11 protein-coding genes and 1 pseudogene are annotated in these 13,410 nt (G+C 41.8%); 1 reads left to right on the forward strand and 11 read right to left on the reverse strand.

Features of this window, described 5'->3' with window-relative positions:
* Positions 1-238: 238 nt before the first annotated feature.
* A complete protein-coding gene (locus tag D8847_RS06425; protein WP_125841027.1) occupies positions 239-1,687 on the forward strand; it encodes an alpha-amylase in 1,449 nt (482 codons plus the stop codon).
* Positions 1,688-1,774: 87 nt separating this feature from the next.
* On the opposite strand, the gene alaS is transcribed toward D8847_RS06425, so the two are convergent.
* From alaS to budA, 11 genes and pseudogenes are all read right to left on the reverse strand, one after another.
* Positions 1,775-4,393, reverse strand: coding sequence for an alanine--tRNA ligase (gene alaS, locus D8847_RS06430; protein ID WP_125841028.1), 2,619 nt, complete (start codon positions 4,391-4,393; stop codon positions 1,775-1,777).
* A gap of 21 nt (positions 4,394-4,414) precedes the next feature.
* Entirely contained in the window at positions 4,415-4,900 is a 486-nt protein-coding gene (locus D8847_RS06435; protein ID WP_125841029.1) for an LURP-one-related/scramblase family protein, read from the reverse strand.
* A gap of 427 nt (positions 4,901-5,327) precedes the next feature.
* Positions 5,328-5,948: a tetratricopeptide repeat protein gene (locus D8847_RS06440; protein WP_125841030.1), complete on the reverse strand. Its 621-nt coding sequence runs from the start codon at positions 5,946-5,948 to the stop codon at positions 5,328-5,330.
* Between the two features lie 97 nt (positions 5,949-6,045).
* Positions 6,046-6,496, reverse strand: a pseudogene (locus D8847_RS10900) (helix-turn-helix domain-containing protein).
* A gap of 340 nt (positions 6,497-6,836) precedes the next feature.
* Positions 6,837-7,907 (reverse strand): ABC transporter substrate-binding protein, encoded by a 1,071-nt coding sequence (locus tag D8847_RS06450; protein WP_125841031.1) that lies wholly within the window; start codon positions 7,905-7,907, stop codon positions 6,837-6,839.
* The gene (locus D8847_RS06455) at positions 7,904-8,677 is read right to left on the reverse strand and encodes an ABC transporter permease (RefSeq protein ID WP_000712716.1); all 774 of its coding nucleotides are present in this window, start codon (positions 8,675-8,677) and stop codon (positions 7,904-7,906) included. Before D8847_RS06455 ends, D8847_RS06450 begins: the two co-directional genes overlap by 4 nt.
* Positions 8,674-9,480, reverse strand: coding sequence for an ABC transporter permease (locus tag D8847_RS06460; protein WP_000754115.1), 807 nt, complete (start codon positions 9,478-9,480; stop codon positions 8,674-8,676). The genes D8847_RS06455 and D8847_RS06460 overlap by 4 nt, the downstream gene beginning before the upstream one ends.
* Entirely contained in the window at positions 9,461-10,618 is a 1,158-nt protein-coding gene (locus tag D8847_RS06465) for an ABC transporter ATP-binding protein (RefSeq protein WP_125841032.1), read from the reverse strand. Before D8847_RS06465 ends, D8847_RS06460 begins: the two co-directional genes overlap by 20 nt.
* Positions 10,619-10,776: 158 nt before the next feature.
* Positions 10,777-11,682, reverse strand: coding sequence for a UDP-N-acetylmuramate dehydrogenase (gene murB / locus D8847_RS06470; RefSeq protein ID WP_125841033.1), 906 nt, complete (start codon positions 11,680-11,682; stop codon positions 10,777-10,779).
* A gap of 109 nt (positions 11,683-11,791) precedes the next feature.
* Positions 11,792-12,544: a YhfC family intramembrane metalloprotease gene (locus D8847_RS06475; protein WP_125841034.1), complete on the reverse strand. Its 753-nt coding sequence runs from the start codon at positions 12,542-12,544 to the stop codon at positions 11,792-11,794.
* A 9-nt stretch (positions 12,545-12,553) separates the two neighbouring features.
* Complete coding sequence (budA, locus tag D8847_RS06480; RefSeq protein ID WP_000375405.1) at positions 12,554-13,285, reverse strand: acetolactate decarboxylase; 732 nt, start codon at positions 13,283-13,285, stop codon at positions 12,554-12,556.
* Positions 13,286-13,410 lie beyond the last annotated feature (125 nt).

Consider the following 13,410-nt stretch of genomic DNA (forward strand, 5'->3'; position numbering starts at 1 on the left):
TCAAAAAAGAAACCGCTTATCCATTTTTACTTTAGTTTACTAAGTGCCATTTTTGTTAAAATAAGTTTACTCAATTTATTTTTTCTCCTAAACATTATTTCTCTAGCAATGGGAAGGAAATAGTGTCTTTAAAAATAGACAATTCTAGAAATGAGTATAGAAAACTGCGCAAACGTTTGCCTAGTGCTAAACTTTATGGTAGAATAAAACACAACATTGATAAGCAAGAGGAAAAACAATGCAAAATCAGACACTTATGCAATACTTTGAGTGGTATCTGCCTCACGACGGCCAACACTGGATGCGACTGACAAATGATGCAGAGCACCTAGCCCATCTGGGAATTAGCCATGTCTGGATGCCACCTGCCTTCAAGGCAACCAACGAAAAAGATGTTGGCTATGGGATATATGACCTATTTGACCTAGGTGAATTTCACCAAAAAGGAACTGTCCGCACCAAGTATGGGTTCAAAAAAGACTATCTTCAAGCCATTCAAGCCTTAAAAGCTCAGGGAATTCGACCTATGGCCGATGTGGTGCTCAATCACAAGGCTGCAGCCGATCACATGGAATCCTTTCAGGTTATTGAAGTGGATCCTGAGGATCGTACCGTTCAACTAAGCGAGCCCTTCACTATCAATGGCTGGACGCACTTTACTTTCGATGGTCGTCAAAATACCTACAATGACTTCCACTGGCACTGGTACCACTTCACGGGTACAGACTATGATGCCAAGCGCCGCAAGTCTGGCATTTACCTGATCCAGGGAGACAATAAAGGTTGGGCAAATGAGGAATTGGTCGATAATGAAAACGGCAACTACGACTACCTCATGTATGCTGACCTGGACTTTAAGCATCCTGAAGTCATCCAAAATATCTATGACTGGGCTGACTGGTTCATGGAAACGACTGGTATTGCTGGTTTCCGTTTAGATGCCGTCAAACACATCGACTCTTTCTTTATGCGCAATTTCATCCGTGATATGAAGGAAAAATATGGTCAAGATTTCTATGTTTTTGGTGAATTTTGGAATCCAGATAAAGAAGCCAACCTAGACTATCTCGAAAAAACGGAGGAACGTTTTGACCTTGTCGATGTTTGCCTCCACCAAAACCTCTTTGAAGCTAGTCAGGCTAGAGCAAGCTACGACCTTCGTACTATCTTTACTGATAGCTTGGTTGAACTCAAGCCTGACAAGGCTGTAACCTTTGTCGACAACCATGATACTCAACGAGGACAAGCCCTTGAGTCTACCGTCGAAGAATGGTTTAAGCCAGCAGCCTATGCCCTTATTCTATTACGCCAAGATGGGCTTCCATGTGTCTTTTACGGAGACTATTACGGTATTTCTGGGCAATTTGCTCAACAAGATTTCAGAGAAGTTCTTGATCGTCTCCTAGCCATCCGAAAAGACAGGGCCTATGGAGAGCAAACAGACTACTTTGACGATGCCAACTGTATTGGATGGGTCCGTTCAGGCGTTGAACATCAATCCCCAATCGCAGTCTTGATTTCAAATGACCAAGAAAATAGCAAGTCTATGTTTGTTGGTCAAGAATGGGCTAACCAAACCTTTGTAGATTTACTTGGAAATCACCAAGACCAAGTCACAATTGATGCTTACGGTTATGGAGAATTTCCAGTAGCAGCTAGATCCGTAAGTGTCTGGACAGCAAAATAAACCTATCAGNTACAAGCCAAATCCGACCAGATTTGGCTTTTTTGTATGCACAAAAAGACCTACCCAAATGGATAGATCTTTATTGTCTTACAATTTACCTGCTACGGCATCCAGCAATTCCTGAATCTTAGCTTGGTTGCTTCCTCCTGCCATGGCCATATCTGGTTTACCACCACCACGTCCATCAACGATTGGAGCCAATTCTTTGACAAGGTTTCCTGCATGCACATCTTTTGTCTTGCTTGCAACAAGGATATTGACCTTGTCACCAATAGCGGCAACTAGGACAAGCACATCAGAGTAGTCTTTTTGTTTCCATTTGTCCGCAAAGGTACGAAGGGCACCGGCATCTGATACAGACACTTGGCTAGCAATATAACGGTGGCCGTTGACTTCCTTCGCATCCTTGAAGACATCACCTGCGGCTGCAGCTGCGGCTTTTTCCTTCAACTCAGCATTTTCTTTTTGAAGTTGACGGAGTTGCTCTTGAAGACCTTCAACCTTATGAGGAACTTCCTTGAGTTGAGGTGCTTTCAAGGTTGCTGCGACGGCTTTCAGAGCGTCTTCTTGTTCGCGGTAGGCTTCAAAAGCTTCCTTACCAGTCACTGCCAAGATACGGCGAGTTCCTGATCCAATCCCTTCTTCTTTGACAATCTTGAAGAGACCGATTTCAGAAGTATTACCTACGTGGGTACCACCACAAAGTTCCACTGAGTAGTCACCAATCGTAACAACACGAACTTCCTTACCATACTTCTCACCAAAGAGGGCCATAGCTCCCATTTCTTTAGCAGTGTCAATATCTGTCTCAACAGTTTCTACTGCAATTGCTTCCCAAATTTTCTCATTGACTTGTTGTTCAATGGCGCGCAACTCTTCAGGAGTTACGGCTTGGAAGTGTGTGAAGTCAAAACGGAGGAATTCGACTTCGTTAAGTGATCCTGCTTGCGTTGCATGGCTACCAAGGATATTGTGAAGGGCAGCGTGAAGTAAGTGAGTTGCTGTGTGGTTCTTCATCACACGAAGACGACGGTTGGTGTCGATGCTAAGTGTGTATTCTTGGTTCAAGTCAAGCGGAGCGTGGACTTCAACAGTATGAAGTGGTTGGCCGTTTGGTGCTTTTTGAACATCTGTTACAGTAGCCACGATGTTTCCAGCAGTGTCCAAGATTTGACCATGGTCAGCTACTTGTCCACCCATTTCAGCATAGAATGGAGTCTCTGCGAAGATGAGGGAAGCAGTCCCTTCAGAAACAGCTTCTACTTCAGCATTGTCCACTACGATAGCCACCAACTTAGAAGGCAATTGGCTGGCATTGTAGTTAAAGACACTTTCCACTGTGATGTTTTGAAGGGTCTCATTTTGCATGCCCATAGAGCCACCTTTGACAGCTGACGCACGCGCACGTTCTTGCTGCTCTTTCATGGCTGCTTCAAAGCTTTCACGGTCTACCGTCATGCCAGCTTCTTTAGCGATTTCTTCTGTCAATTCCACTGGGAAGCCGTAAGTGTCGTAGAGTTTGAAGACATCTTGCCCAGCGATAACATTTTGACCTTTTTCTTTCAAATCAGCTACAATGGTTTCTGCAAAGTGTTGACCTGAGTGAAGGGTTCGAGCAAATGACTCTTCCTCGCTCTTGATGATTTTTTCGATAAAGTCACGTTTTTCAAGCACTTCTGGGTAGTAGCTTTCCATGATTTTTCCAACAGTTGGAACGAGTTTGTAAAGGAAAGGCTCGTTGATGCCCAATTTTTGACCGTGCATAGAAGCGCGACGGAGGAGACGACGAAGGACATAACCACGGCCTTCATTTCCAGGAAGGGCACCATCACCGATGGCAAATGACAAAGAACGAATATGGTCCGCAATGACCTTAAAACTCATGTTGTCGCCATCTTGGTCGTAGACCTTACCTGACAATTTCTCAACTTCACGGATAATCGGCATGAAGAGGTCTGTTTCAAAGTTTGTCTTCGCCCCTTGGATAACTGCCACCAAACGCTCCAAACCAGCGCCCGTATCAATGTTCTTGTGTGGCAATTCCTTGTATTCGCTACGAGGAACAGCTGGATCCGCGTTAAATTGTGACAAAACAATATTCCAGATTTCGATATAACGGTCATTTTCGATATCTTCTGCAAGAAGGCGAATACCGATATTTTCTGGGTCAAAGGCTTTTCCACGGTCAAAGAAGATCTCTGTATCTGGTCCAGAAGGTCCAGCACCGATTTCCCAGAAGTTATCTTCGATTGGGATCAAGTGACTTGGATCCACTCCTACTTCAATCCAGCGGTTGTAAGAATCTTTATCATCTGGATAGTAGGTCATATATAGTTTGTCTTTAGGAAAATCAAACCATTCTGGGCTTGTCAAGAGTTCATAAGCCCAGGTGATGGCTTCATCACGGAAGTAATCCCCGATAGAGAAGTTCCCCAACATTTCAAACATGGTATGGTGGCGAGCCGTTTTTCCGACATTTTCGATGTCGTTGGTACGGATAGCTTTTTGCGCATTGGTGATACGTGGATTTTCAGGTTTGATAGTCCCGTCAAAGTATTTCTTAAGGGTTGCTACCCCAGAGTTAATCCATAAAAGAGTTGGGTCATTTACAGGAACCAAACTCACTGATGGTTCTACAGAGTGACCTTTGCTTGCCCAGAAATCTAGCCACATTTGGCGAACTTGAGCACTAGATAGTTGTTTCATAATATCTCCTTATTTACTTGTTTAATTTGATTGGCTTTCCAGCATCTCCACATAGTCAATCGCGACACAGAGGGAAATGACCAGATCTGCATAAGAGTCTTCATAGACGGTTACGGTGTAGGTTGAGGTCAGATGGAAAATTTCTTTTTGAATCTCGGCGACAAGCTGATCACGATCATCCAGCAATTTGAAATTCAAATCCCAGATATTGCCCTCTATACGAAGCCCTAGATGATCAAACTCATACTTATCTCGAAAGAAGGTCAACTTCTTACGAATGACGAAATTTGAACCGTTTCGTAACTGGATATTAAAGCGAGGAAGCAAGGTGAAAAATTCTTTACTAATCTCACTGACTTGCTCACCATAAGCGTCATAGATGGTAAAGGTCTTAGGAATTTGGAAGAAAGAGCCCTCCACCTGATAATTCACTACTCCTCTGTCATCCTTGATATCGAAGCGTTCGCCTCCAAGACGAAACTTTTGTTTCACGAGAAATGTCTTCATAAACACCTCCAAAAATCAAAAGACAAGCTCACATCACGAAGGGCGAAAAACCGCGGTACCACCTTCATTCAATGAACTTGTCATTCTCATAATCTTATGCAATTGTCTGATTGAGTAGCATGATTTCCTAGCTTAGATGGCTCGCAGCACCGCCATTTCTCTGGACTAAGACAACTGAAAATCAATTCTCAACTTTCTTATTATATCGTTTTTTAAAGCTTGCGTCAACTGGGAATCGTCTCCCTTGAATCAAATCAATTCCCTGTATCTTTAATTACTCTTTCAGGAGAACAAAATTAGCCAATATAATTGTTGGTATTAAACAAATCCAAAATAACATATTACTCTCTCGCTTTAATATTATCTAGACTGTCAATTGCGTATCTACATTCTTTAAGATAAAGCAAACTAATAACAAAATCTAAAATCATTCATTAATCAATTCCTCAATTTCCTTTATCCCTTCAAATTCTCCAACACTTTCGAAAAGTTCTATAGCTCGTTTGAAATGTGTATTCGATAATTCCGTATCTTCCAAAGCTAAATAGATTTCACCTAACCCTCTATAGCTACAAGCTTGAGAAATTACATCATCAGTCTCTAAAGATTGTTCCAATGACAGATTCATGAATGTAAGAGCCTCATCAAGATTGTTTAATTTAAATCTCACATAGCCCTGTTCATAGTTATTCACAGCTTTCTTTAGATTATCATTTGGAAAATGCTCTTCAACTATCTTCTCTTCATCTTCAATAAGTTTTAAAGCCTCATGAAAATCCCCCTGATCTCTGTAGATCATAGCTAATTGATGTAGGCCAATGTGTTCATTTTCTTTATCTTCATTTTGTTGAGCCAATAAAATGTATTTCTCAAAGATATGGGTACATGTGACATAGTCTTTTTCTGCTAACAATAAATATCCCATCAAATTTAAAAGACTAAAATCTGTACAGGTATCAATGGAAAAATCTTGTTCAACTAACTTTTTAGCTTCTGATATTTTTCCTTCCAGAAACAAGTTCCAAGCTGTATCAATTTTAGAGTCCATCTATTTCCCCCTTCAACTACAAACAACCTTCATAAAATAGAATCACTCAACAAGAATATACTATTCTCTATCTATTAAGACTTAATCTTATAAACCATTAATCTACATTAAAATAATCATAAATCTCTTTAAAGAGAGGCAGCAATATTCCTTGCTCTTCTTTGTCTAAATTATATTCAGAAACTAGCTCATCCATATAGTCAAATACAGTGAAATATTTTTTATTCCATTCATAACAAGCGCAAATTTCAAATCATTAAGTTCCGTTTTATTAAACTCTTTTAACTTCTTCATATCAATTCTAGTGATTGGATGAGAAATACCATCTAGAGTACTGTAAATCGTTTTTCCTAGTAAATAATCTGTCGTGGTATAAATAATTTTGCTAATTTGACAACGGCGTCTAAATTAGGCTCTAAAGTTCCATTCTCCCAACGAAAATAAGTACCTTGTTATACACCAATCATCTCAGAAATTTGTACCTGAGTTAACTTCTTGATCTTTCTCAGTTCCTTCAGACGATCTCCAAAAAAATCATTATTAAACATTGTATACTCTTAAATATTCTAAACGGTATAAAACGGAATTATTCCATAAGAAATATTTATTTGGAGATTAAATATTCTATTTAGAATATTATAGCATAAAAGGAGGTAAAAGCATATGTAGCTAGTAGTCAATTTTAAAAATTTTAATGAAGGAGGTGGAATTCAACAAATAAAAAAATCTTGAAACAAATGCGCCGTTATTTCACTTATCACTATTTTTATCCTCAATTTTCATATTACTAAACACAGCAACTATCATAGAAAAACATACAGTTACAAAAATTGCCTTCTATATAAAAAACGAACCAGCTTGACTGATTCGTTTCATAACTGCTAGCTCCTACTTCCGATACATTTTAAATTGTAGGAAGAGGTCGCTATATTTGCCTGTCCATTTATGGTCAAATTTCTCATAAACTTCCAAGTGTTTCATGGTATCAGCGTCTGGATAGAAGGATTTGTCTTCCTTGGTCTCCTCTGGGAGCATTTCCTTAGCTGGTAGATTTGGTGTTGAGTAACCCACATACTCGGCATTTTTCAGAGCATTTTCAGGTTTCAACATAAAGTTGATGAAGGCATAGGCTGCATCTTGGTTTTTCACGGTTTTGGGAATGACCATATTGTCAAACCAAAGGTTGCTGGCCTCAGTCGGAACGACATACTTGAGATTAGGATTTTTCTCCAACATCTGGCTGGCTTCCCCAGAGAAGGTCACACCGATAGCAGCATTGTTCTGGATCATGTACCCCTTCATCTCGTCAGCCACAATGGCCTTGATATTTGGAGTCAGTTTGTAGAGCTTGTCTACTGTCTCTTCCAACTGCTGTGAATCCTTTGAGTTAAGACTGTAACCAAGCGAGTTAAGCCCGAGTCCCAGCACCTCACGCGCTCCATCAAAGAGCATGATGGAATCCTTATACTCTGGCTTCCAGAGATCGTCCCAATGTTCAGGCGCCTCCTCTACCATGTTTTCATTATAGACAATTCCCAAGGTTCCCCAGAAGTAAGGAATTGAGAATTTATTGCCCGGGTCAAAAGACTGGTTGAGGAACTCAGGTCCGATATTTTCGATTCCTTCAATTTTTGAATAATCGAGTGGTATCAAGAGGTCTTCGTCCTTCATCTTATTAATCATGTACTCACTCGGGATGGCAATATCGTAGGTTGTTCCACCCTGCTTGATTTTGGTATACATGGCTTCGTTGGAGTCAAAGGTCTCGTACTGGACTTGGATACCTGTTTCTTCTGTGAATTGCTCCAAGAGTTCGGGATCGATATAATCCCCCCAGTTGTAGATAACCAGTTTCTGACTATCTCGGCTGTTGATTTTACTATCTAGATGCGTCGCAATTCCCCACAAGACAAGGATAATTGCTACAATTCCTGCTAAAAATGAATAGAGTTTTTTCATGCTTGCTCCTCCTTCTCACGTGAGATAAAGTAATAACCTACAACTAGGATAATACTAAAGAGAAAGACAAGGGCAGACAGGGCATTGATTTCTAGCGAAATCCCCTTCCGAGCTCGAGAGTAGATCTCAACTGATAGGGTTGAAAAGCCATTTCCCGTCACAAAGAAGGTCACGGCAAAATCATCCAGCGAATAGGTGAAGGCCATGAAGTAACCTGCAATGATAGACGGAGTCAGGTACGGTAGCATGATTTCCTTGAACATCTGAAACTGGCTAGCACCAAGGTCATAGGCCGCGTGAATCATGTCATCATTCATTTCCTTGAGACGAGGCAAGACCATCAAGACCACGATAGGGATGGAAAAGGCCACGTGACTAGATAGAACTGTCAAAAATCCAAGTGAAAACTTAAGCTGGGTAAAAAGAATCAAGAAGCTGGCACCAATCATAACGTCGGGTGCAACCATGAGAATATTATTGAGTGATAAAAAGGCTTCTTGGTATTTCTTACGAGACTGATAGATATAAATGGCACCGAAAGTCCCGATAATAGTCGCTATCAAGGCTGATAGAAAGGCCAAGAAAAAGGTTTGGGTGAGGATCAACATAAGGCGACCATCACCAAACATGGTTTTAAAATGGCTCAAGCTAAAACCAGTAAAGCTATTCATATCATCGCCAGCATTAAAGGCATAGCCAATCAAGTAAAAAATTGGCAAGTAAAGGATGATAAAGACAAAGGCTAAGTAGAGATTGGCAAATTTTTTCATCGTTCTCTCCTTTCCTTGGTCACCCACATGGTGAGAAACATGGTCAGGATGAGAATCACACCGATGGTTGAACCCATCCCGTAGTTGTCATTTGTCAAGAAGTTCTGCTCAATGGCCGTCCCGAGGGTAATAACGCGGTTCCCACCAATCAAACGTGTCAGCATGAAGAGACTCAAACTTGGGATAAAGACCGACTGAACCCCACTTCTCACTCCATTCATCGATAGAGGGAAGATAACATGGCGGAAAGTTTCCCACTTGGTCGCACCGAGGTCGTAGCTGGCATTGATGAGATTGTTATCCATATCATCCAAGACATTGAAAATGGGCAAAATCATAAAGGGAAGCTCGATGTAGCTTGCGACAAAGATGAAGGAGAAATCGGTAAAGAGCAACTGCTGCGAACCGATTCCGATAAATTCCAAAAATTGGTTAATAGAGCCATTTTGACCAAAAATCCCAATAAAGGCATAGGCTTTAAGGAGCAGATTAATCCATGTCGGCAGGATAATCAACATGAGCCAGAGTTGACGGTGCTTGAGACGGGTCAAAAAGAGGGCTGTTGGATAGCTGATGAGAAGCGTCACCAAGGTCACAATTCCTGCATAGAGCACAGAGTTGAAGCTCATTTTGAGATAGGTCAAGTTTTGTGACGCAAAGTAGGATTTATAGTTTTCTAAGCTAAACTGGCCTTCGATATTGAAAAAGGATTGACCGAAAATCAAGACCAAGGGTGCGAGGACAAAGAGGGCGATCCAAAGCATGTAGGGTACTACAAAGAGTTTAGAGGTTGTTTTCTTCATCTCTTTCCTCCTCGATCGCGTTAATCAGACCTGCTTCTTGCTCTTCGATTTCTACGTACTCCTCGATACGAGCATCGAACTCTTCTTCGGTTTCGTTGAGACGCATGATGTGGATATCTTCTGGTTCAAAGTCCAGACCGATTTCCTCACCCACAATGGCCTTACGAGTCGAGTGGATCATCCATTCATTTCCGAGTTCGTCATAGGCGATGATCTCATAGTGAACCCCACGAAAGAGCTGGGTATCCACCTTAACTTGGAGCTTGCCTTCTTCAGGAAGGGTAATGCGCAAGTCCTCTGGACGAATGACAACCTCAACTGGCTCATTTGGCTTCATCCCCCCATCGACCGCTTCAAAGAGTTTGCCGTTAAACTCAACCAAGTAGTCCTCAATCATGGTTCCTGGCAAGATGTTGGACTCGCCGATAAAGGTAGCAACAAAGTGGTTGATTGGCTCATCGTAGATGTCCACAGGCGTTCCAGACTGAACAATCTCGCCATCATTCATAACAAAAATCCAGTCACTCATGGCAAGGGCTTCTTCCTGATCGTGAGTGACAAATACGAAGGTAATTCCCAATCGTTGTTGCAATTCACGCAGTTCGTACTGCATGTCTGTCCGCAATTTCAAGTCCAGTGCTGACAAAGGCTCATCCAACAAAACCACACGAGGTTGGTTGATGATGGCACGGGCAATGGCTACACGCTGACGTTGTCCTCCAGAGAGTTTACGGATGGAACGTTTTTCATACCCTTCCAACTGAACCATCTTGAGCACTTCCGCTACGCGTTGCTCGATTTCTTTCTTGTCGACTTTACGCAAGCGGAGTGGAAAGGCAACATTTTCAAACACATTCATATGTGGAAATAAGGCATAGGATTGGAAGACCGTATGGACATCTCGCTTGTTGGTTGGGATGTCGTTGATCCGTACCCCATCCAACAAAATATCTCCTGTCGTTGCATCTAGTAAACCTGCAATGATGTTTAGAATGGTTGATTTTCCTGAACCAGATGCGCCTAAAAGAGTGTAAAATTTCCCTTCTTCCAACTCAAAGTTGATGTCTTTGAGAACCTTGGTGTTGCTGTCTTCAAAAACTTTAGAGACGTTTTTGAATTCGATAATTGGTTTTTTCAATTGTCATAAATTCCTTCTTTTTCATAAATTAACAGATCAAGGCTCTGTCAGGCCACTACTACCTCGTGTAGGAGTTTGGACTGCCTACATGCATCTTCGCTAACGATAGGCTTTCACCCCCTTTCCATTGACATAGTAGCAGCTTTTCTGCCTAAATTTTACTCTTTCTCACCTAAGATTCGGACTTCTCTCTCAAGGGTGACACCTGAGTGTTCCTTGACTTTTTCAATAACAGATTGGATCAAGTCCTCATAGTCTTTCGCCGTTCCGTCAGCAACATTGATCATGAAACCAGCGTGCTTTTCAGATACTTCAACACCACCGATACGATAGCCTTTCAAGCCAGCCTCTGAGATCAACTGACCTGCAAAATGCCCCACTGGACGCTTAAAGACTGAACCACATGATGGGTATTCTAGAGGTTGTTTGAGTTCGCGTAGGTGAGTCAAGCGGTCCATTTCTTGCTTGATAACCTGGTGATTTCCTGGAGCTAGGGCAAATTTAGCTGACAAAACAACAGCTCCAGAATCTTGAACAGCTGAATGACGGTAACCAAAAGCCAATTCCTTGGCAGATAAGGTCTCGATTTCCCCTCCCTTGGTCAAAACTTGACAAGACTGCAAGATATGAGCAATCTCTCCTCCATAGGCACCCGCATTCATAAAGACCGCACCGCCGACGCTCCCTGGAATGCCACAGGCAAACTCGAATCCAGTCAAACTATGACGGAGGGCAATACGTGTCGTTTCAATCAAGTTGGCCCCAGCTTCCGCTTCAATGGTATAGCCATCAACTGAAATGTTATTGAGCTTGTCACACAAGATGACAAATCCACGAATTCCACCGTCACGAACGATGATATTGCTGGCATTCCCTAGCACCATCCAAGGAATATTCTCTTGATTGGCAAATTGAACGACACGCGCCATCTCATAGCGATTGCGTGGCAAAACCAGATAATCCGCTCGTCCCCCTACCTTAGTGTAGGTATAGAGCTTCAATGGTTCCTTAAAACGAATATCAATTCCTTCTAATTGTTCTTGTATTCTAGTTACTAATGTCATATCTCTCATCCTTTTGTAAAGTGATTTCATTATACCATTTTTAAAGATTTTTGACGACTGGAAATTTCTGTATCCAATCTTCACATAAAAAAAGAGGTCACCCCTCTTTTTATGATTTTTTCCAAAATGTAGATTTTGTCAGCCAGACAAGAGCTATAAGTTCTGCGAAAAGAATGAACTCAACTAGAAGCGGATTTGTAATCCATCCCACTTGAGATAGAGCTGGAGCTAAGTCAAACAAAGCATGCAAGCCATAGGCAGCAATGAGATAGATCCATTTCTTTTGACGGACACTTTGATAGACCCAGACAGTAAGGCTAATTTGGAGAACCAGAGCAAGGACACGCTCAACTCCTAGTAGATAGATCTGCCACGCTGATAGAGACTGAACTGTTTCTAATGTACTCTTTGTAAGAAGATTCGCCGCATCAGAGTTTGAAGATTGTANGAGTGAAAAGAGGATCAAAAGGCTAATCAAACTTCCCATTCCGAGGTAGAGCATCTCCAAGCCCCCATGTCCCAAACCATAAGCCAAAGCATCTCTATCTTCCAACTTTCTCTTTTTCTCCAACCATTTAAAAAAGACAAAACGGGCCGTCTCTTCAAAGAGGGCTGCCATAGCGATCCCATAAAGGACGTATAAGAAAGGATGCTCCTGCGCGAGTAAAATGGTTCCGTCTTTTTGCGGATGAAGTACCAGAAGGTGAACCATCTTCTCTAACACTTGAGAAGAAACAAAAAATGCGATTGCCCCCAAGCCCATCACTGCAAGAGAGATTTTAAACCGTTTTTTGGCATACCAAGTTCCACTTACTAGAATGAGAACCAAAGCAATCATGGTAAGGATAATATGTACTGTCATTTTTTTCTCCTATTCTGACTTATCAATATCTTTCTTCATCTCGTCAACGTTAAATTTGGCAAATAAATACTGGCGATCTTGGACTGGAAAACGTTGATCCAACTGGTCGACTGCCCCAACCTCGATCATTCCTTCTTTGATAACAAAGTCCATCACATGCCCACCAAAGGTCAAATCATCTGAGATAAAATGCAAATGGTAGCCGGCAACACTCACCCCATGGAAAATCTCCGGTGTCCAAAATCCAACAATGGTTCCCGATACATTTTCACGGCTATATTCAGGTTGGTGAGTCGCCACATCAGCAAACTTGGTATCAGGTGTGGATTTGGGAATCATCCGCACATGCATTTGTGAAAATTCGCCATGAATCTTGATGGAACGAAAAAGATTTTCCCCATCATAGTAGGACTCAATTCGCTTTTCCAATTCCTTATCCGTCATCTCAAAGCGCTGACGAAAAATTACTTCTGCCTGATGAGGAACCACTGCTGCATAGGGAATAAGAGCATCCGCTGCCACTTCAACGATTTCAGGCGTTTGACCAGACCCCTTGGCTTGATAAGCCTTGCCATCAAGGACAATCAACTCCCCATCAATCGAATCCAAAGTTCCCAAGCCGAGGTCACCATGTTCCAGTAATTCTCCTACGGTCATGGTTCCACCATAGAGACCTGCCATTAGGGCACCTAGAGTATTGTATTGAAATAATTTAACCGGTTCCTGCACTTTTCTATCCATTCTCTTTCTTAACTTCTTTTCAATGAATCATCATACTTTCTAAGTATACCACATTTGCTCCTAGTTGTGAAAGGGAGAAATACTTTTCCCATTGCAAAGGAGGTAAAAAAAAGGTACAATGTAAC

It is taken from the genome of Streptococcus mitis, assembly GCF_003942795.1.
Lineage (GTDB): Bacteria > Bacillota > Bacilli > Lactobacillales > Streptococcaceae > Streptococcus > Streptococcus mitis_BJ.

Bases quoted from the DNA above. Each gene is read 5' to 3' on its own strand.
- D8847_RS06425 (WP_125841027.1), top strand. From the start codon at position 239: ATGCAAAATCAGACACTTATGCAATACTTTGAGTGGTATCTGCCTCAC.
- alaS (WP_125841028.1), bottom strand. From the start codon at position 4,393: ATGAAACAACTATCTAGTGCTCAAGTTCGCCAAATGTGGCTAGATTTC.
- D8847_RS06435 (WP_125841029.1), bottom strand. From the start codon at position 4,900: ATGAAGACATTTCTCGTGAAACAAAAGTTTCGTCTTGGAGGCGAACGC.
- D8847_RS06440 (WP_125841030.1), bottom strand. From the start codon at position 5,948: ATGGACTCTAAAATTGATACAGCTTGGAACTTGTTTCTGGAAGGAAAA.
- D8847_RS06450 (WP_125841031.1), bottom strand. From the start codon at position 7,907: ATGAAAAAACTCTATTCATTTTTAGCAGGAATTGTAGCAATTATCCTT.
- D8847_RS06455 (WP_000712716.1), bottom strand. From the start codon at position 8,677: ATGAAAAAATTTGCCAATCTCTACTTAGCCTTTGTCTTTATCATCCTT.
- D8847_RS06460 (WP_000754115.1), bottom strand. From the start codon at position 9,480: ATGAAGAAAACAACCTCTAAACTCTTTGTAGTACCCTACATGCTTTGG.
- murB (WP_125841033.1), bottom strand. From the start codon at position 11,682: ATGACATTAGTAACTAGAATACAAGAACAATTAGAAGGAATTGATATT.
- budA (WP_000375405.1), bottom strand. From the start codon at position 13,285: ATGGATAGAAAAGTGCAGGAACCGGTTAAATTATTTCAATACAATACT.